Consider the following 19463-nt stretch of genomic DNA (forward strand, 5'->3'; position numbering starts at 1 on the left):
AGATCTGGAAGCCCGGTAACGGGTGGAGGTGACTGGTACTAATAGGCCGAGGGCTTGTCCTCAGTTGCTCGCGTCCACTGTGTTGGTTCTGAAACAACGAACAGTTGTGTCGGCTGAACGGCTACACCACTTAATTGAAGAGTGTGCTTGTTCGCTGCCCTGTTTGAGATCCCGCTTTTGCGGCGGGATATTTCATAGGGTTTCGGTGGTCATAGCATGAGGGAAACGCCCGGTTACATTCCGAACCCGGAAGCTAAGCCTCATAGCGCCGATGGTACTGCAGGGGGGACCCTGTGGGAGAGTAGGACGCCGCCGAACAATTTTTGGAGGACCCTTGGTCCCAGCGTCCACGCTGGGACCAAGGGTCCTTTTTGTTTTTGTCGAAGCGCGCCGGCTACCCGGCTGCGCGAGAATGACTGCGGTACCGAAGACTAGGAGTCACCGATGTCCACCAACTCTCCCGACGAGCGACCGGAGCGCGGGCAGCGCAGCCGGGACGGTGGCGACCGGGGCGGATACCGTGGCGGCGCACCGCGTCGCGACAACGACCGCAGTGGTGGCGGGCGTCCTCCGTTCCGCCGCGACGACCGCCCCACCTCCGGTGGCCCCCGCCGTGACGACCGTGACCGGGGCGCCCCCCGCCGCGACGACCGTGGTGGCGAGCGCGGCGGTTTCCGTCGTGACGACAACCGTGGTGGCGGCGGTGACCGTGGTGGTTTCCGACGTGATGACAACCGTGGCGGCGGCGACCGCCCCGGGTTCCGTCGTGACGACCGCTCGACCTCGGGCGGTCCGCGCCGCGACGACCGCCGTGACGGCGACCGTCCCCAGTTCCGCCGGGATGACCGGCGTGACGACCGCGGCGGTGACCGCGGCGGTTTCCGTCGCGATGACAACCGCGGTCGCGACAACCGTGGCGGCGGCGACCGCCCCGGGTTCCGTCGTGACGACCGCTCGACCTCTGGCGCCCCGCGTCGTGACGACCGGAGCGGTGGCGGCGACCGTCCCCCGTTCCGCCGTGACGACCGGTCCACTTCCGGTGCTCCGCGTCGTGACGACCGGAGCGGCGGCGGCGACCGTCTGCCGTTCCGCCGGGATGACCGGCGTGACGACCGCGGCGGTGGCGGTTTCCGTCGCGATGACAACCGCGGTGGTGGCGACCGTGGTGGTTTCCGCCGTGACGACAACCGTGGCGGTGGCGACCGTGGTGGCTTCCGTCGGGATGACCGGCCCCGTGGCGGCGACCGTCCTGCCTTCCAGCGTGATGACCGGCCCCGTGGCGGCGACCGTCCTGCCTTCCAGCGTGATGACCGGCCCCGTGGCGGCGACCGTCCCGCTTTCCAGCGCGACGACCGGCGTGACGACAACCGTGGCGGTGGCGATCGCGGTGGGTTCCGCCGTGACGACCGTCGGGATGACCGCGGTGGCGACCGTGGTGGGTTCCGGCGCGACGACCGCGGTGGTGACCGTGGTGGTTTCCGTCGCGATGACAACCGTGGTGGCGGCGGTGGCGGCTTCCGTGGGCGCGATGACCGTGGGCCGAGGCGTGACGACCGTGGTGGGCGGCCCGGTGGGTTCCGCGGGCGCGACGACCGGCGTGACGGCGACCGTGGTGGATACCGCGGCCGTGACGACCGGGACCGTGACCGCGAGCCGATCAAGCGGCTGCCGATCCCCGAGGACGTCACGGGGCGCGAGATCGACAAGGACGTGCAGCAGGAGCTGCAGAGTCTTCCCAAGGGGCTCGCTGAGGACGTCGCCAGGAACCTGGTGATGGTCGCCAACCTCATCGACGAGGACCCCGAGCAGGCCTACGAGTACTCGCGCGTCGCGCTGCGGCTCGCCTCGCGTGTCGCCGCCGTACGCGAGGCGGCGGGCTTCGCGGCGTACGCGACCCAGAAGTACAGCGAGGCCCTCGGTGAGTTCCGGGCCGCCAAGCGGATGACCGGCAGTGTCGAGCTCTGGCCCGTCATGGCGGACTGTGAGCGCGGCATGGGCCGGCCCGAGAAGGCGCTGGACATGGCCGGGGCGCCCGAGGTGCAGAAGCTGGACAAGCCGGGACAGGTCGAGATGCGTCTGGTCGCCGCCGGTGCGCGGCGTGACCTGGGGCAGATCGATGCCGCGATCGTCACCCTGCAGGGCCCCGAGCTGGCGTCGAACTCCGTCCAGCCGTGGACCGCGCGACTGCGGTACGCGTACGCCGACGCGCTGCTCGCCGCGGGGCGTGAGGACGAGTCGCGCGAATGGTTCGCAAAGGTCGTCGAGTCCGACAAGGACGGCAGCACCGACGCCTCCGACCGTCTGGCTGAGCTGGACGGTGTCGAGTTCGTCGACGCGCTCCATGGCGACGCTGACGCGCCGGTCGCGGAGCCCGCGGCCGTCGAGGCCGCTCCCGTCCATGAGGACGAGGACGAGGGCGTCGAGGAGTACTACGACGAGGACGACTTCGAGCTGGACGACGATGGTGACGAGGACCGCAAGGCCTGAGCACTGACCTGGTAGTACGACAACGGGCGGGATCCCATCGGGGGTCCCGCCCGTTGTCGTATGTGGGCGTCGTATGCGCGCGCTTCAGAAGTCCAGGCTGCGCAGGACCAGGCCCGATGCCGGCTTGGGGCCGAAGGACGTGGACTTGCGGGGCATCGTGACGCCCTGGCGGGCCAGGTCGCGTACGACTTCTTCGCGGACCGGGTGCATCAGGACCGCGGTGCCTCCGTCGCGTTCCGCCTTCTCCACGGTCGCCTCGGTGTCGTGGATGTACGCGATGTGTTCCGGGGCGTCCGGGATCTGCCAGATGTGATCGAGGAGCGTGGAGTGCAGGACCGTCGCGTCCAGGGTGCGCCAGGCCTCCGGCGGGTCCGCCGGGATCGTACGGGCCAGGAGGTCGGGGGAGGGGCGGTCCACGAGGTGGAAGGCGCCGTCACCCACGAGGAGGAAGGCGTTGCCCTCGGCCGCTGCTTCGGCCAGGGCTTCGAGGGCGCGTGGCAGGGGGCCATCGACGGTGCGTGTGCGGAAGGAGTCCCCGAGGGCGGCGAGGGCGTCGGCGACCGGAAGCCCGTGCAGGTAGCGGTGGATGGAGCGGACCCGGAGCGGGTAGCGCGCGGTGTCCACCAGGAGTACCAGGCCGTAGTCCCAGGCGCTGTCGGACGGGTGCTCGGAGCGCAGCCGGAGATTGGTCGCCCAGCGGTGGTGTCCGTCCGCGATCAGGGCCTGGTGGTGGGAGAGATCTGACTGGATCTCGGCGAGGTCGGCGGGGTCGGTGACCGCCCACAGGCGGTGGCTGAAGCCGTCCTCCGTGGTCGTCGACAGGAGAGGTTCGGTTATGACGGTGCGCTCGATGACGGCTGTCGCGCCCTTGGCGTCGCCGTCCGAGCGGTAGGTCAGGAGCAGCGGTTCCAGGTTGGCGCTCGTCGCGCGCATCAGGGCCGCGCGGTCCTCCACGACGTGCGGCATGACGCCTTCGTGGGGCAGGACGATGCCGTCCTTCGCCTCGGAGAGGCGCAGTGCGCCGATGACACCGCGCTGCAGGATGCCGGCGTCGCGCTGCTCGTAGATGTAGAGGCTCGGCTCCGGGTCGGGCGCGAGGATGCCCTTGGAGAGCCAGGCGTGCAGGGTCTCGGCGGCCTGTTGGTTGCGCGCCGCCGGTGTGGTCGCCTGCGGGAGGATCAGCCGGACGATGTTGTGCGGGTCGGCGGACTCCAGGTGGAGCAGCCCGTCGGGCCGTACGACCACGTCGTACGGCGGGGACGTCACGGCGGCAAGGCTGCCGACCCGATCGGGGTCGTAGCGCACGCCTCGGAACGGGATCAGCTCGAGGCCTTGGTCGTCGGTATGACCCGCTGTGTTCATTGCTGCATCGTATGTGTGTCAGTGGCATGAGCGATGATCGGGGGAGTGGGATCGATCGAGGAGCGATGCGTAATGAGCCAGACCGTCAGGACGCGGCCCGAAGGCAGCCGGAATGTGCTGAGCGAGGCGTATGACACGGCGCTGCTCGACCTGGACGGGGTGGTGTACGCGGGCGGTCACGCGATCGACCATGCCGTCGATTCGCTGGGGACGGCCCGGTCCGGCGGCATGCATCTGGCGTACGTGACGAACAACGCGCTCCGTACGCCGGACGCGGTGGCCGAGCATCTGTCGGAGCTCGGCATCCCGACGGGGGCCGCGGACGTCATCACGTCCGCGCAGGCGGCGGCGCGGCTGGTGAGCGAGCAAGTCCCCGAAGGGGCACGTGTGTTGGTGATCGGCGGGGAGGGGCTGCGGGTCGCGCTGCGGGAGCGTGGTCTTGAGCCGGTGGAGTCGGCTGACGACGGTCCCGTGGCGGTCGTGCAGGGGTACGGCGGTCCCGACATGGCGTGGGGGCGGTTCGCCGAGGCCTGTTACGCGATCGCGCGGGGTGTGCCGTGGTTCGCGTCCAACACGGATCTGACGATTCCCGGTGCGCGGGGCATCGCGCCGGGCAATGGCGCGGCGGTCGAGGTCGTGCGCATCGCGACGGGTGCGGAGCCGCAGGTGGCGGGCAAGCCGTTGCCTCCGATGCACCGCGAGACGATCCTGCGGACGGGTGCGAAGCGGCCGTTGGTCGTGGGGGACCGGCTCGACACGGACATCGAGGGCGCGTTCAACGGCGAGGTGGACTCGCTGCTCGTCCTGACCGGAGTCACGGACGGCGCCCAGCTGCTCGCCGCCCCGCCCGAGCACCGGCCCACGTACGTGGACGCGGACCTGCGCGGCATGCTGACCGGCCAGCCCGAAGTGACTCCGGCGGAGGGCGGCTTCGGCTGCGGCGGCTGGACGGCTTCGGCGCGGGGGCACGAGCTGGTGCTCGACGGCGAGGGCGAGGTCATGGACGGGCTGCGGGCGCTGTGCGCGGCTGCGTGGACGGAGGCGGGGGACGGGAAGTGCGCGCTGGACGGGGAGAAGGCGCTGACGCGGTTGGGGTTGTAGCTCCGGGGCTCTGCCTATGACTTTGGCCAAGGGGCCGGTGCGGATTGGGGGGAGAGAGACCCCGCGCTGCCCGGCCCACGGCGAATCCGTGCTCCGCGGTGAAGCCCCGTCCCCTGGTGAAGCCCCGGCCGCGGCGGGGCGGTCGGGGCTTCACCGGGGGCAGGGCTTCGGTGAGGGGGCGGGTCAGGCCGTCTCGTTGCGGTCTATCAGCTCGTCCGTGGTGGTGCCCTTGCGCCAGTATCCGGAGAACGAGATCCGCTTGCGATCGAAGCCGCGGTCGCCGACCAAGTGGCGCCGGACCGTCTTGACGGTCGCGGACTCGCCCGTGACCCAGGCGTACGGGGTGCCCGAAGGCAGCTCGGCGGCGCGGATCGCGGACGGCGTCGAGCCCTCCTCCGTGAGCCAGGTGATCTCGGCGTCGGCCTTCGTGGACAGCTCCTGCTTGTCTGCCAGGTCGTGGACCTCGATCCAGACGCGGGTCGGCGTCCGGGGCGGGAGCGTCTCCAGGATGGCCGCGACCGCCGGGAGCGCCGACTCGTCCGCCGTGAGGAGGACCCAGTCGGTGTCCTGCGGCGGCCTGAAGTCGTAGGCGCCGTTCTCCTCCTCGATCGGGGCGAGCACGCCGATCCGCGCGCCCGGCCCAGCGGACCGCGCCCAGCTGGTGGCCGGCCCGTCAAAGGGCGAGGGGGTCGCGCCGTGGACCGCGAAGTCGACGATCAACTCGTCCGGATCGCGGCGCAGTTCACGCGTGGTGTAGGTGCGCATGATGCCCCGCACGTCGGGGTCGAGGGCGCACCAGTCGGCGTACCAGCTGGATGCGTCGCCTTCCGTCGTGTCCGGCATGACCGGGGCGTCCTGGCCCGGGTGCGGCAGGAACACCTTGATGCGCTGGTCGCGGCCCGCCGAGGCCATCCGTGCCAGGTCCTCGCCGCCGAGGGCCACGCGGATCATGGAGGGGGTGACGTACTCGGTGCGCAGTACGTGGGTGTCGAAGAAGTGGTAGGGGGAGTCAGTCATCAGGTGAGCCTCTTCGACTTCTCGATGGCGGCGGCGAGTTGTTCGAGCACGGGGGCGAAACCGGCGTAGCTGTAGCGCTCCTCCATCGACCAGGGCACGGTCTGGTCGGCCTTGACGGCGGGGAGCAGTTCCCAGGTGGGTTTCTTCGCGAGCTCCTTGGGCGGCAGCGCGCTCGACCGGTTGTCCATCATGATGAGATCCGCGTGGTATTTGTCGGCGTTCTCCCAGCTGAGGAATTCCCAGAAGCCCCATTCATCGCTCTTCTTGCCCTCGACGAATTCGACGCCGAGATCCTTGAAGTAGTTCAGGTCGCAGTACGAGTCCGGCACGGCGACATAGAACTGGTCGGCGTCGCCGGTCATCGCGAGGACCTTCAGGCCGGGGTTGGCCTTGGCCGCCTTGCGCAGTCGGCGCTCGGCCTTGTCGAAGCGGGCCTTGGCGGCGCGCACCTTCTCCGACTTGAGGTCGCCGCCGAGCGCCTCCGCGAGTTCGGTGTAGCGCTTGAGCGGCTCCAGGAGTGAGGCGCGGGCGCCGTTGATGCCGACCGTGGGCGCGAGTGCCTCGATCTTCTTGGTGCTTTCCTCGGGCACGAACCAGAGGGCGGGCGGCGGGAACATGTTGCTGACCAGGAGGTCGGGCTCGAGCGCCGCGTACTTCTCGATGCTGAACTGGTTGAAGGACTCGCCCAGGCTCGTCAGTTTGCCGACATCGAGATCGCCTGCCTGTGGGTTGGGCTTGCCGTCCACCGGCTTGGAGGGGCCGAAGACTCCGGTGCAGGTGACGCCGTAGTCGTGCAGGGCCGCCGCCGTGCTGATGTAGGCGACGATGTTCTTCGGGGCGTGGTCGAGCTCGGCGGTCTTGCCACGGTCGTCCTTGAAGCTCCAGGACTTCGAGCCCGCGCTCTTCCCGGATTTCTTCTCGTCGCTCCCGCAGGCGCTGAGCAGCGCGCCGAGCCCGAGGGCTCCGCCGGAGGCCAGCAGGCCGCGGCGGGACATGCCTCTGGAGGCGAGGGGGCGGTGGGTGGTGGGCATCAGGCTGCCGCCTTCTTCGACTTGTCGACGGCTGCCGCGAGCTGCTCGATGAGCGGCGCGTAGCCGGCGTGACTGAACTGGGCCTCGTTCGACCAGGAGATGACCTGGCCCGCCTTGACCGCGGGGAGTTTCGCCCAGGTGGGCCTGGACTTCTTGAGCTCGTCGGGCTGGAGATTGCCGGTCCGTTCGTCGACGAGGATCAGATCGGCGTCGTAGGTGTCGGCGTTCTCCCAGCCCAGCTCCTGGAAGAAACCGCCCTTGGCCGTCCGCGCCGGGGTGACGAACTCGATGCCGAGGTCGGCGTAGTGGCGCAGGTCGGTGAAGTCGGCCGGGTTGCCCACGTAGAGCAGGTCGGCCTGCGCCGCCACCGCCATGACCTTCAGGCCACCCCGGGAATTGGCTGCCTTCGCGGACCTGCGGAGCGTCTCCGATGCCGCCTCGAAGCGCTTCTTCGCGGCGGTGACCTTCCGTGCCCCGAGATCGGCGCCCAGCGATTCGGCGAGTTCCGCGAAGCGGCCGATCGCCTTCGTCAGGGAGGTCTTGCCGGTGAGGATGCCGACGGTGGGTGCGAGCGAGGTGATCTTCTTGGCGGATTCCTCGGGGACGTACCAGAGCGTCGGCGGCACGTTCATGGTGGTGACGAGGAGTTCGGGGCGGAGCTTGGCGTACTTCTCGATGCTGAACTCGCCCCAGGTGTTGCCGATGACGGTCACCTTGTCGACATCGACACCCGCAGCCTGTACGTCGGGTTCGCCGTTCTTCAGCTTCGTCGGGCCGAAGACGCCGGTGCATTCGACGCCGAAGTCGTGCAGCGCGGCGGCCGCTCCGATGTAGGCGACGATCCTGCGCGGACGCCCGGCGGCCTTCGCCGTCGTGCCGCGGTCGTCCTTGAAGCTCCAGCCCTTGCCGCCGTCTGACGACTTCGCGTCGTTCTCAGTACCGCCGCATGCTGTCAGGAGCCCGCCGATGCCGAGGGCGCCGCTCACGCCTAGTACGCCACGTCGGGTCGGACCGGGAGGTATCGGGCGGCGGGCACGCATGCGGGGTGCCTCTCTCGTCGAAGTCAAGTGCGAGGGTAGGCTAACCTAACCTGGTGTTGGTCGACAGTCCCCCCGAAGCCAGCGCGGAGACCGCCCCCGCGCCACCCAACCGCCGCGCGATACGCAGCGCCGGGCTCCTCGTCTCGGTCTGTGTGCTGCTGCTCGTCGTCGTGGCGAGCATCGCGGTCGGTGCCAAACAGATGTCCCTGGACCAGGTCTGGCACGGGCTCTTCCAGGACACCGGGACGTACGGCGATGTCGTCGTCGGAGAGCGGCTCTCGCGGACGCTGCTCGGCGTGCTCGTCGGCGTGGCCCTCGGCCTCGCGGGCGCCGTGCTGCAGGCGCTGACGCGCAACCCGCTGGCCGACCCGGGACTGCTCGGCATCAACCTCGGGGCATCGGCCGCCGTCGTCACCGCCATCAGCTTCTTCGGCGTCACCTCGCTGAGCGGCTACGTGTGGTTCGCCTTCGCCGGAGCGGCGGTCGTCGGCGCCGCCGTCTACGCGCTCGGCGGGACCCGCAACGCGACGCCCGTACGGCTCGCGCTCGCCGGTACCGCGCTGAGCGCCGCGCTCTACGGCTATCTGCAGGCCGTGATGATCACGGACAACGCCGCGCTCAACAAGATGCGCTTCTGGACGGTCGGCTCCCTGGCATCGGCCAAGTACGAGACCATCCTCCAGGTCCTGCCCTTCCTCGTGATCGGCATCGTGCTCGCCCTGGGCCTCGCCCGGCCGCTCAACGCCATGGCCATGGGCGACGACACCGCCCGCGCGCTCGGCGCCCATCTGAACCGCACCCGCGCCCTGTCGATGGCCGCCGCGACGCTGCTCTGCGGGGCGGCGACCGCGGCCTGCGGGCCGATCATGTTCGTCGGCCTGATGGTGCCGCACGTCGTGCGCTCCTTCACCGGGCCCGACATGCGCTGGATCCTGCCGTACGCGGCGATCCTCTCGCCGGTGCTGCTGCTCGGCGCCGACGTCATCGGGCGTATCGTCGCGCGCCCCGCCGAGCTGCAGGTCGGCATCATCACCGCGTTGATCGGCGCCCCGGTCTTCATCTTTCTCGTACGACGGCGGAGGCTGGCCCAGCTGTGAAGGCGATACGCACCCGGGGCGGGCTCAGCTTCCGCCTCGACGTCCGCACGGCCGTGGTCGTCGCCGTGCTCATCCTGGCCGCGCTCGCCGCGAGCGTCGTCCTGATCGGCACCGGCGACTTCCCCATCCCCGCCGCCGACGTCATCCGCACCCTGCTCGGCAACGGGGACGCCGGCCAGGAGTTCATCATCAACGACCTGCGCCTGCCGCGGGTCCTCGTCGGCCTTCTCGTGGGGGCCGCGCTCGGGCTCGGCGGCGCGATCTTCCAGTCCATCTCCCGCAATCCGCTGGGCAGTCCGGACATCCTCGGCCTCGGGCAGGGGGCCACCGCGGGCGCGCTCATCATGATCGTCCTCTTCCAGGGCACCGCGGTGCAGGTCGCGGGCGGGGCGCTGGTGGGCGGTCTGGTGACCGGCTTCGCCATCTACGTGCTCGCCTGGAAGCGGGGCGTGCACGGCTTCCGGTTCGTGCTTGTCGGCATCGGCGTCTCCGCCTTCGTCACCGCGATCAACGGCTATCTGCTCACCAAGGCGGACATCGTCGATGCCGCCCGCGCCGTGGTCTGGATGACCGGGTCGCTCAACGGCCGTGACTGGGAGCAGGTCTGGCCGCTGCTCATCCTGTGCGCGATCCTCGTGCCGCTCGTCATGACGTACGCCCGTCCGCTGCGGATGCTGGAGATGGGCGACGACGTCGGCTACGCGCTCGGCGTGCCCGTCGAGCGCACCCGCATCGTCCTGATGGCCTCGGCCGTGCTGCTCACCGCAGCGGCCACCGCCGCCGCGGGCCCCGTCAGCTTCGTCGCGCTCACCGCGCCGCAGCTGGCCAGGCGGCTCACCCGCTCACCGGGGCCGAACCTGATGCCGGCGATGTTCATGGGCGCCACCCTGCTGATCGTCGCGGACTGGGCCTCACAGCGGGCCTTCGGCGCCGACCAGCTGCCCGTAGGCGTGGTCACGGGTGTGCTCGGCGGCATCTACCTGCTGTGGCTGCTCGTCATCGAGCGCAAGGCGGGGCGGATATGAAGACCCGTACCGACACGAAGATCTCTGAGAGCACCGACAGGCAGGAGCGTGCCGCAGTGAACCGGCTCATCGCGGACGACGTGACCCTTGGCTACGACCAGCGCGTCATCGCGGAGAAGTTGTCCGTCGAGATACCCGACAACTCCTTCACGGTGATCGTCGGCCCGAACGCCTGCGGCAAGTCCACCTTGCTGCGCGCCCTGTCGCGGATGCTCAAGCCCTCGGCGGGCCGTGTCCTGCTCGACGGCAACGTCATCCAGTCGATGCCCGCGAAGAAGGTGGCACGGACCCTCGGCCTGCTCCCGCAGTCGTCCATCGCGCCCGACGGGATCACCGTGGGCGACCTGGTGGCGCGCGGCCGCTACCCCCACCAGGGGCTCCTTCGCCAGTGGTCGGCGGACGACGAGCGGATCGTGAACGAGTCGATGGCCTCGACCGGTGTCGCCGAACTGGCCGACCGCTATGTCGACGAGCTCTCGGGCGGCCAGCGCCAGCGCGTCTGGATCGCGATGGCGCTCGCCCAGCAGACCCCGCTCCTGCTCCTGGACGAGCCGACGACGTTCCTCGACATCCAGCATCAGATCGACGTGCTGGATCTGTGCGCCGACCTCCACGAGGAGCAGGGGCGCACACTCGTCGCCGTCCTGCACGACCTCAACCACGCGGCTCGCTACGCCACCCACCTCATCGCTCTGCGCGACGGCGAGGTCATCGCCGAGGGCCCGCCGTCGGAGATCGTGACGGCGGAGCTCGTACGGGAGACCTTCGGGATGGAATGCCAGATCATCGACGACCCGGAGTCGGGGACGCCGCTCGTGGTGCCCGCGGCGCGGCGGCGGACGAAGACCACGGCCGGGGCTAAAGCAGCGACCTGAGACGGAGCATGTCGCGCAGGCCCGCCTCCAGCTTGACCCGGCCGGAGGCCCAGGCCTTCGCGAAGTTCAGCTCGCCGTCGACCAGCGCCACCAGATCGTCGCCGGACATGGCCAGGCGGATCTCGGCCTTCTCGCGAGGGGCTCCGGGATGGGTGTCGAGCACCGTGATCCGGCCGTTCTCGAGACGGCCGGTGAAGGTCACGTCGAGATCGGTGATGCGGCAGCTGAGTGAGCGGTCGAGCGCGGCGGCGCCGCGCACGCCGCCTTCGGCGCCCGCCAGGTTGTCCGAGAGTTTGTCGAGCGCCGTGCGGCACTCTTCGATCGTCGCCATCGTGATCGACGGTACCGCAGCGCTTCGCGGTAGCGTCGTGGCATGAGCGACTCGTTGCCGGGCCCCGAGCCTGAGCCGGAGACGTACGACCCCGTCGGCCCCGCGCCCCTCGGGGTGGAGCGTGTCCCGACCGGTGACGCGGAAGTGGACGGCCTGCTGCGGCGTCTCGGCGACGCCGACCACCTCGCCACGGACGGCCACATCGAGGTGTACGAGGATGTACACCGGGGACTGCGTGACGCGCTGACCGCGCTCGACGCACGCCCCGGGCCGCCGGCGCCCTCACCCATGGGGACGCCCGCGGCTTCGTCCCAGCACGCACCCCCGTACTCGCCCTCGTACAACAGGAGCTGAACAGAACGTGGCAGGAGTGGCACGCCGCCGCCTCGACGCCGAGCTCGTCCGGCGCAAGCTGGCGCGCTCGCGCGAGCACGCCAGCCAGCTGATCGCCGCCGGCCGGGTGACCGTCGACAAGAACACCGCGACGAAGCCCGCGACGCAGGTGGAGACCGCGGCGGCCATCGTGGTCGCGAACGACGAGGGCGACCCCGACTACGTCTCGCGCGGCGGTCACAAGCTGGCGGGCGCGTTCGCCGCGTTCGTCCCGCAGGGCCTGGTCGTCGAGGGGCGGCGCGCGCTCGACGCGGGCGCGTCCACCGGCGGCTTCACCGATGTGCTGCTGCGCGCGGGCGCCTCGGGCGTGGTCGCCGTGGACGTCGGTTACGGCCAGCTCGCCTGGTCGCTGCAGAGCGACGACCGGGTCACCGTCAAGGACCGTACGAACGTACGCGAGTTGACGCTGGAGGCCATCGACGGCACCCCCGTCGACCTGATCGTCGGCGATCTGTCGTTCATTCCGCTCGGTCTGGTGCTGCCCGCGCTCGTGCGCTGCGCCGCCCCGGACGCCGACCTGGTCCTGATGGTCAAGCCGCAGTTCGAGGTCGGCAAGGAACGCCTGGGCAGCGGCGGTGTGGTGCGCAGCACGGCGCTGCGGGCCGACGCCGTACGCGGTGTGGCGCGCCAGGCGTGGGGGCTCGGGCTCGGTGTGCGTGGCGTGACCGCGAGCCCGCTGCCCGGACCTTCCGGGAATGTCGAGTACTTTCTGTGGCTGCGTGCCGGGGCGCCCGAACTCGACCCGGCGGACGTTGACCGTGCCGTGGCGGAGGGGCCCCGTTGACTCAGACCCGAGTGACCCAGACCCGAGCTCGTACTGTTTTCCTGCTCGCGCACACCGGCCGGCCCGCTGCCATCCGCAGCGCCGAACTCGTCGTCCAGGGGCTGCTGCGCAGCGGCATCGGCGTGCGCGTCCTGGAGGCGGAGGCCGCCGATCTGCCGCTGCCGTCCGAGGTGGGCACGGTCAAGGAGGCCACGCCGCAGTGCCTCGACGGCTGTGAACTGCTCGTCGTGCTCGGCGGTGACGGCACGCTGCTGCGCGGCGCCGAGTTCGCCCGGGCCTCCGGGGTGCCGATGCTCGGCGTGAACCTGGGCCGGGTCGGCTTCCTCGCCGAGGCCGAGCGCGACGACCTCGACAAGGTCGTCGACCGGGTGGTGACGAAGGCGTACGAGGTCGAGGAGCGGATGACCATCGACGTCGTCGTGCACAGCAACGGCGGTGTCGTGCACCGCGACTGGGCGCTGAACGAAGCCGCCGTGCAGAAGATGTCGGCCGAGCTGATGCTCGAGGTCGTCCTGGAGATCGACGGGCGTCCGGTCACCGGCTTCGGCTGCGACGGCATCGTGTGCGCGACGCCCACCGGCTCCACCGCGTACGCCTTCTCCGCGGGCGGGCCCGTGGTGTGGCCGGAGGTGGAGGCGCTCCTGATGGTGCCGATCAGCGCCCACGCCCTGTTCGCCAAGCCCCTGGTGACGTCGCCGGACTCGGTGCTCGCCGTCGAGGTCCAGCAGCACACGTCGCACGGGGTGCTGTGGTGTGACGGCCGGCGGACCGTGGAACTGCCGCCGGGGGCCCGGGTCGAGGTGCGCAGGGGTGAGGTGCCGGTGCGGCTCGCCCGGCTGCACCACGCCTCGTTCACCGACCGGCTCGTGGCCAAGTTCGCCCTGCCGGTGTCGGGGTGGCGCGGGGCTCCGCACTAGCGTCTCGCCGGGGTGCGGGCTCAGCTGTGGGTTCGTCGTGGCTGAGCGCGCCGTTCCCCGCGCCCCTTCGGGGCGCTCACGTTCCCTGCACGACAGTGATCGCTCGGCGCCGCAGCACGCTCGCGATCGGGAGGCCTGTCGCGAACAGGGTGAGGAGCAGGGTGCCCGCCGCGATCCCGGTCGGCACGGCCCACGGCAGGTGCGGGAGTGACGAACCGAACGCCGTGCTCAGGATGGGCGCCAGTGTGCCGAGGGCTATCGCCGTGCCGAGCAGCAGCGCCGTCCCCGCGACGACCACGGCCTCCCAGGCCGCCATGGCACGCACCTGGGAGCGCCGGCTGCCCACCACTCGCAGCAGGGCGACATCGCGGCGGCGCTCGAAGGAGATCATGGCGAGGGTGTTCGCCGCGGCTATCGCGGCGAAGCCCGCGTAGAGCCCGGTGCCCACATAGTCGAGCCAGACCTCGCCCGTGCTGCCCGCCGAGCCCGTGTGGTGCTGCGCCGTCGTGTGCATGCTGATCTTGGTCAGGCCGAATCCCACGACCAGGACGAGCGGCACGACCGCGGCGGAGAAGCGGCGGGGCTGTGAGCGGATGTTGAGCATGGCGAGGCGCGCGCTGCCGCCGAACCGGCCCACCAGCGCGGAGACCAGCCAGGCCGCGGGTCCGATGATGCGCGGACCGAGCAGACCCGCGCCGGCGCAGAAGAGGATCAGGACGAGGAAGGCCCCCTCACCGGCCTCGTCCGCCGGCTGCTTCGACAGGAGCACGGCCAACGCGCAGGCCCCCACGACCGCGATCACGCCGAGCGGCGCCCGCAGCGTGCCGAGGCCCCGCCGACCGGTCGCCGCCTCGCTCAGGGCGCGGGCCGGGCGAAGGAGCGAGAACCGCAGTGCCGAGAGGAACGCGGCGAGCGTCGTCGTCACCACGGCCACGCCCAGGCACACCGGCAGCGCGACCCAGCCGAACCGGAAGCCCGCCTCGGCGGGAAGCAGCCCGTGCGACACCATGCCCGCGTGCCACCAGCGTGCGGCGAAGCCGCCGATGACGAAGCCGACGAGCGCCGCCGGGACCGACGCGGCGAGCGCCTGACCCGCCACGGCCCGGCGGATCTGCCGGGGCCTGGCGCCGATGGACCGCACCAGGGCGAGCTCGCGGTGCTGCTGGGCGACGGCCGTGCCCATGGTCGACGCGACCACGAATATCGACATGTAGATCGATCCGATGAGCAGGACGAGGGCCATGTCCCCGACGCCGTTCTCGGTGATCTGTCCGCGGGCCCGGGCGGAGAGACCGTCCGTGCTCGTCGTGCCGAGCATCATCGTCGACGCGCTGACCACCGTCGCCGCGAAGAGCGCGGCCACCGCCGTACCCATGAAGGCCGGGCGATGCGCCCGCAGCGCCGCCCATGCCAGTCCCGTTCCCATACCGATCATGGTGGGGCCCTGGGTCCCCCACGCACCAGGGGGCTGTCAGGAAGATCGTGGTGGGGTAATCCCGTACTTCCCCGCCCCGGAAAACCCCACCCCCTGCGAGTGACAGCGTCCGTTCGGTCCGCCTTTGCCACCTGCGTCTTCGTGGAAGGAAGGTGGAAGGAGACCGGGCGCCGTCGCACACCTGGCCCATGACCTCGTAAGGTCGTGTCCGTGTTGGAGGAGATGCGGATACGGTCGCTCGGAGTCATCGACGACGCGGTGGTCGAGCTGTCGCCGGGGTTCACCGCGGTGACCGGCGAGACCGGTGCGGGCAAAACGATGGTGGTCACCAGCCTTGGCCTGCTGCTCGGCGGACGTGCCGACGCCGCCCTGGTGCGGATCGGCGCCAAGGCGGCGGTGGTGGAAGGGCGGATCACTGTGCCCGCGGGTGCCACGGCTGCCGTGCGCGCCGAGGAAGCGGGGGCCGAACTCGACGACGGGGCGCTGCTCATCAGCCGTACGGTCTCGGCGGAGGGGCGCTCGCGTGCGCACCTCGGCGGCCGTTCGGTTCCGGTGGGTCTGCTGTCCGAGCTCGCCGACGATCTCGTGGCGGTGCACGGTCAGACGGATCAGCAGGGCCTGCTCAAGCCGGCCAGGCAGCGCGGGGCCCTCGACCGGTACGCGGGTGACGCGGTCACCGTGCCGCTGGCCAAGTACACGGCGGCGTACCGCAGGCTGCGGGCCGTGACGACCGAGGTCGACGAGATCACCACGCGTGCGCGTGAGCGGGCCCAGGAGGCCGACCTGCTGCGTTTCGGCCTCGAAGAGGTCGCGGGCGTGGAGCCGCGTGCGGGCGAGGACACCGAACTGGCCGCCGAGGCCGAGCGGCTCGGCCACGCGGAGGCCCTCGCCTCCGCCGCCACGTCCGCGCACGCCGCGCTCGCGGGTGTCCCCGAGGACCCGGAGGGTGTCGACGCCACGACGCTCGTGGCGGGCGCGCACCGGGCGCTCGAAGCGGTGCGGTCCCATGACCCCGCGCTGGCCACCCTTGCCGAGCGGATCGGTGAGATCGGGATTCTGCTGGGCGATGTGGCGGGAGAGCTCGCGGGTTACGCCGACGACCTCGACGCCGATCCCCTGCGCCTCGCGGCGGTGGAGGAGCGGCGGGCCGCGCTCACCCAGCTGACCCGCAAGTACGGCTCCGACATCGACGCCGTGCTCGCCTGGGCCGAGGAGGGGGCCGCACGGCTCACCGAACTCGAGGGCGACGACGACCGCCTGGAGGAACTCACCGCCGAGCGGGACGCGCTCCGCGGTGAACTCGCCGGGCTCGCGCAGGCGTTGACCGACGCACGCCAGGAGGCCGCGTCGCGGTTCGCGGCGGCCGTCACCGCGGAGCTGGCCTCGCTCGCGATGCCGCACGCGCGCGTGACGATCGACATCACCAGTACGGAGGTGCCGGAGGGCGCGGACGGTGTGCCGGTCGACGGGCGCTTCGTCGCGTACGGCCCCGCGGGCGTGGACGAGGTGGAACTCCTCCTCGCCCCGCACCCCGGAGCCCCGCCGCGGCCGATCGCCAAGGGTGCGTCCGGTGGTGAGCTCTCGCGTGTGATGCTCGCCGTCGAGGTCGTCTTCGCGGGTACGGACCCCGTTCCGACGTATCTCTTCGACGAGGTCGACGCGGGTGTCGGTGGGAAGGCCGCGGTCGAGATCGGCCGCAGGCTCGCCAAGCTCGCCAAGTCCGCGCAGGTCGTGGTGGTGACGCATCTGCCGCAGGTGGCGGCGTTCGCGGACCGGCAGCTCCTTGTCGAGAAGACGAACGACGGGTCCGTGACGCGCTCCGGCGTGCTCGTGCTCGAAGGCGAGGACCGGGTGCGGGAGCTGTCCCGGATGCTGGCGGGCCAGGAGGACTCGGAGACCGCGCGGGCGCATGCGGAGGAGTTGCTGGCCACGGCTCGGGGGGACGGGTAGCGGGCGGGGGCGCCTTCAGCTGGGGCGCTTTGTGTACCGCCGGTCACCGGCTTCGCTTCGCCGAGTTCGTCCTCGGACCGGACGGGCCGGGCCTCCCCGTAGCCTGGCCCGCATGATCGACCGCAAGCCCGCCCGACGCCTCACCGCCCTCCTCGCCGCGGCCGCCGTCACCCGTGCCGCCACCACCGCGTTGCGCTCCCGCGCCCCCGGCGGCCCCGACCGCTGGCAGCGGAGGAACTACGCGGGGCGGGCGGTGGAGTTGTACGCCGGGCCGGCCGCCGCCCTCGGTGCGGTGGCCGGAGCCGTGGCGCTGCCCGCCAGGACCCGCACCGCGGCCGCGCTCGCCGTGCTCTCGGCGGGGACCTGCGGGGCGTACGACGACGTGGCGGGGGAGGGTGATCCGCGCCGGGGCTTTCGCGCGCACCTGGGCGCGCTGCGGGACGGCGAAGTGACCAGCGGGGCCGTGAAGTTGTTCGGGGTCTCCGCGGCGGGGCTCGCCGCGGGCGCACTGCTCAAGGAGCGGCCGGTGGACAAGCTCCTTGCGGGCGTGGTGATCGCGGGCGCCGCACACTTCGTCAACCTCGTGGACGTACGCCCGGGAAGGGCCGCCGCGGCGGTGGTCGCGCTGGGGGCACCGGGGATGCTGCGCCGAGGCGATGCCGGAGTCCTCTCGGCCGCCTCCGTGGGAGCCGCGGTGGCCGTGCTGCCGGACGACATCGGGGAACGCGTCATGCTCGGCGACGCGGGAGCACACGCCTTGGGCGCGGCACTCGGGCTCGCCATCACCACGGGCAACGGCCGAGCCGGCCTCGCGCTGCACGCGGCGGGGGTCGTGGCGGCGGCCGCGTTCGGCGAGAAGGTGAGCGCGGTGGCGCGGGGTCGGGCCTAGGGGTTCGGCCGGGGCCCGGCTTTGTCACACGCGCCCCGCGTCCTGCCGCGGGGCGCGGGGCTGTGCGCCTCGGGTGTGAACCTCGGCCTCACCGTTCGCGCGCGCCTCACGCTGCACGCGGCGTGGCCCTGGCTGTGGGGGCCGACCCGCGAGGGTGCGTGCCGGGCGTCGCGACGCCACGGAGTCCGGCAGAAGGACCCCAGCCGTGGGCGTCGCAGTGTGCGCCTTCGGCCGGAGGCTCGGCCTTGCCTTTGGCCTGGGCTGTGCCTGCCGTCGCTGGACGTGGGGGAGCCGGGTGCAGGGTCGGGCCTCGGGGGGCGGGTGGCATGGGGCGGGGAAGTCCTGGTGTGCTGAAGTTTCGGAAGTCTTTCGTCGGGGGCGTGGTCGCTGCGAAGATGCGAGGGCCGTAGGCCGTTCGCGGTGCTGAATCCTCGTTGTCCTCACCCGTGTGGGTGATCCGCGTCAGGGAGTTGCCCGCCCTGACACGGAAGAGACCTTTCGGCGGTGCCGGAACGTCCGTACGGACTGGCATCCTTGGCGCAGCCCCCGACGCCTACCCAGGAGCCCCGGCTACGTGAGCCACGTGAGCAGCCACTCACCGCACGGTCAGTCCCCGATGCACACCGTGCAGGTCCTGGGCGGTGGCAGCGCGGGCAGCAGTGCCCACGTCAGGTCGCTGGCCGCCGGCCTCGCGGCGCGGGGCGTGCGGGTCACGGTGTGCGCCCCCACCGAGGCGGCCGACGCCTACGACCTCACGGGCACCGGCGCCCGGCACGTACACGTACCCCGCAGCAGCGACCCCGCGTCCGTCGCCTCCCTCCGCCTGGCCTGCGCCGACGCCGACCTGGTGCACGCGCACGGTCTGCACGCCGCGCTCCGCGCCGCCCTCGCGCTCACCGGCCGCCGTACCCCCCTCGTCGTCACCTGGCACACGCGCGTGCACGCGGAAGGCGCGCGCGCCCGCCTCCTGCGCCTCCTTGAGCGACGCGTCGCCAAGGCCGCGGCCGTGGTTCTCGGCACCTCGTCCGACCTCGTCGACCGCGCCCGCAGCAGGGGCGCGCGGGACGCCCGGCTCGCCCCCGTCACGTTCCCCGCGCCGCGGCCGGTGACCGGGGCGGGAGGCGACGCCGAGGACGCCGAGGGACTGCGCCACAAGGCGCTCGCCGAACTGGGCGCCGTCGGAAGGCCATTGATCGTCACGCTCGGCACGCTGGAACGGCAGCGCGGCTACGACGTCCTCCTGGAGGCCACGCGCGCGTGGCGCCACCTCGACCCCCTGCCGCTCCTCGTCATCGCGGGCGAGGGGCCGGAACGCGGCGCCCTGCAGCGCCGCATCGACGGCGAGGGGCTGCCGGTCCGGCTCGTCGGGCGGCGCGACGACGTACCGGAAATGCTCGCGGCGGCCGACCTCGTGGTGCTGCCCAGCAGTTGGGAGGCCCGTTCCGTGCTCGCCCAGGAGGCCCTGCACGCGCGCGTGCCGCTCGTCGCGACCGCCGTCGGCGGCATCCCCGAACTGGTCGGCGACGCCGCCGTGCTCGTCCCGTACGGGGACGCCGAGGCCCTGGCCACCGCCGTCGCGCGACTCCTCGCCGACCCGGCGCTCCGGGAGCGCCTCAAGGACAAGGGCACGGTGCAGGCGGCGACGTGGCCGACCGAGGACGAGACGGTCACCCAGGTCCTCAGCGTCTACGACGAGTTGACGCGGCCGTTCGGCATGTAGGGCAGGGGC

17 protein-coding genes, 1 rRNA gene and 1 pseudogene are annotated in these 19463 nt (G+C 71.7%); 13 read left to right on the forward strand and 6 right to left on the reverse strand.

Annotated features, from left to right (window positions below; genetic code table 11):
- Positions 1-201 precede the first annotated feature (201 nt).
- From rrf to ACWD02_RS22075, 3 genes and pseudogenes are all read left to right on the forward strand, one after another.
- Positions 202-318: ribosomal RNA gene (gene rrf, locus ACWD02_RS22065) — 5S ribosomal RNA — on the forward strand.
- A gap of 279 nt (positions 319-597) precedes the next feature.
- Positions 598-1236: pseudogene (locus ACWD02_RS22070) on the forward strand (DEAD/DEAH box helicase); the annotation flags it as partial.
- A gap of 429 nt (positions 1237-1665) precedes the next feature.
- Entirely contained in the window at positions 1666-2487 is an 822-nt protein-coding gene (locus tag ACWD02_RS22075) for a hypothetical protein (RefSeq protein ID WP_451214550.1), read from the forward strand.
- 84 nt (positions 2488-2571) lie between these two features.
- Here ACWD02_RS22075 and ACWD02_RS22080 read toward each other — a convergent pair whose 3' ends face one another.
- Positions 2572-3849: a DUF1015 domain-containing protein gene (locus ACWD02_RS22080; RefSeq protein ID WP_451213400.1), complete on the reverse strand. Its 1278-nt coding sequence runs from the start codon at positions 3847-3849 to the stop codon at positions 2572-2574.
- Positions 3850-3921: 72 nt separating this feature from the next.
- Between ACWD02_RS22080 and ACWD02_RS22085 the strand changes: the two genes are divergently transcribed.
- Positions 3922-4950: an HAD hydrolase-like protein gene (locus ACWD02_RS22085; RefSeq protein WP_451213403.1), complete on the forward strand. Its 1029-nt coding sequence runs from the start codon at positions 3922-3924 to the stop codon at positions 4948-4950.
- A gap of 183 nt (positions 4951-5133) precedes the next feature.
- Here the strand turns inward: ACWD02_RS22085 and ACWD02_RS22090 are convergent, their stop codons facing one another.
- The 3 genes from ACWD02_RS22090 to ACWD02_RS22100 are packed head-to-tail and all read right to left on the reverse strand — an operon-like array spanning position 5134 to position 8038.
- The gene (locus ACWD02_RS22090) at positions 5134-5967 is read right to left on the reverse strand and encodes a siderophore-interacting protein (protein ID WP_451213406.1); all 834 of its coding nucleotides are present in this window, start codon (positions 5965-5967) and stop codon (positions 5134-5136) included.
- Entirely contained in the window at positions 5967-6998 is a 1032-nt protein-coding gene (locus ACWD02_RS22095; protein WP_451213409.1) for an ABC transporter substrate-binding protein, read from the reverse strand. The genes ACWD02_RS22090 and ACWD02_RS22095 overlap by 1 nt, the downstream gene beginning before the upstream one ends.
- On the reverse strand, positions 6998-8038 hold the full coding sequence (locus ACWD02_RS22100; RefSeq protein WP_451214552.1) for an ABC transporter substrate-binding protein: 1041 nt from the start codon (positions 8036-8038) through the stop codon (positions 6998-7000). The genes ACWD02_RS22095 and ACWD02_RS22100 overlap by 1 nt, the downstream gene beginning before the upstream one ends.
- 53 nt (positions 8039-8091) lie before the next feature.
- Here ACWD02_RS22100 and ACWD02_RS22105 point away from each other — a divergent pair, with 53 nt between their 5' ends.
- The 3 genes from ACWD02_RS22105 to ACWD02_RS22115 are packed head-to-tail and all read left to right on the forward strand — an operon-like array spanning position 8092 to position 11035.
- Entirely contained in the window at positions 8092-9135 is a 1044-nt protein-coding gene (locus ACWD02_RS22105; protein WP_451213412.1) for a FecCD family ABC transporter permease, read from the forward strand.
- A complete protein-coding gene (locus ACWD02_RS22110) occupies positions 9132-10160 on the forward strand; it encodes a FecCD family ABC transporter permease (protein WP_451213415.1) in 1029 nt (342 codons plus the stop codon). The genes ACWD02_RS22105 and ACWD02_RS22110 overlap by 4 nt, the downstream gene beginning before the upstream one ends.
- Positions 10157-11035, forward strand: a complete 879-nt coding sequence (locus ACWD02_RS22115; RefSeq protein ID WP_451213417.1) for an ABC transporter ATP-binding protein — start codon at positions 10157-10159, stop codon at positions 11033-11035. Before ACWD02_RS22110 ends, ACWD02_RS22115 begins: the two co-directional genes overlap by 4 nt.
- Here the strand turns inward: ACWD02_RS22115 and ACWD02_RS22120 are convergent.
- Positions 11019-11366, reverse strand: coding sequence for an alkyl sulfatase C-terminal domain-containing protein (locus ACWD02_RS22120; protein WP_451213420.1), 348 nt, complete (start codon positions 11364-11366; stop codon positions 11019-11021). The genes ACWD02_RS22115 and ACWD02_RS22120 overlap by 17 nt on opposite strands.
- A gap of 42 nt (positions 11367-11408) precedes the next feature.
- Between ACWD02_RS22120 and ACWD02_RS22125 the strand changes: the two genes are divergently transcribed.
- Genes ACWD02_RS22125 through ACWD02_RS22135 form a run of 3 tightly spaced genes read left to right on the forward strand, consistent with a single transcriptional unit; the run spans position 11409 to position 13460 of the window.
- Entirely contained in the window at positions 11409-11720 is a 312-nt protein-coding gene (locus tag ACWD02_RS22125) for a hypothetical protein (RefSeq protein WP_451213423.1), read from the forward strand.
- 7 nt (positions 11721-11727) lie between these two features.
- Complete coding sequence (locus ACWD02_RS22130; protein ID WP_451213425.1) at positions 11728-12543, forward strand: TlyA family RNA methyltransferase; 816 nt, start codon at positions 11728-11730, stop codon at positions 12541-12543.
- 11 nt (positions 12544-12554) lie between these two features.
- Positions 12555-13460, forward strand: coding sequence for an NAD kinase (locus ACWD02_RS22135; RefSeq protein WP_451214554.1), 906 nt, complete (start codon positions 12555-12557; stop codon positions 13458-13460).
- A 76-nt stretch (positions 13461-13536) separates the two neighbouring features.
- Here the strand turns inward: ACWD02_RS22135 and ACWD02_RS22140 are convergent, their stop codons facing one another.
- Positions 13537-14886, reverse strand: a complete 1350-nt coding sequence (locus ACWD02_RS22140; protein ID WP_451213428.1) for an FtsX-like permease family protein — start codon at positions 14884-14886, stop codon at positions 13537-13539.
- Positions 14887-15117: 231 nt separating this feature from the next.
- On the opposite strand from ACWD02_RS22140, the gene recN reads away from it, so the two are divergent.
- The 3 genes from recN to ACWD02_RS22155 all read left to right on the forward strand — a co-directional run bounded on the left by recN (position 15118) and on the right by ACWD02_RS22155 (position 19454).
- Positions 15118-16845, forward strand: coding sequence for a DNA repair protein RecN (gene recN / locus ACWD02_RS22145; protein ID WP_451214556.1), 1728 nt, complete (start codon positions 15118-15120; stop codon positions 16843-16845).
- A gap of 112 nt (positions 16846-16957) precedes the next feature.
- Positions 16958-17734 (forward strand): hypothetical protein, encoded by a 777-nt coding sequence (locus ACWD02_RS22150; protein WP_451213430.1) that lies wholly within the window; start codon positions 16958-16960, stop codon positions 17732-17734.
- Positions 17735-18308: 574 nt separating this feature from the next.
- The gene (locus ACWD02_RS22155; protein WP_451213433.1) at positions 18309-19454 is read left to right on the forward strand and encodes a glycosyltransferase family 4 protein; all 1146 of its coding nucleotides are present in this window, start codon (positions 18309-18311) and stop codon (positions 19452-19454) included.
- The last annotated feature ends 9 nt before the right edge of the window (positions 19455-19463 follow it).

It is taken from the genome of Streptomyces sp. NPDC002853, assembly GCF_053591915.1.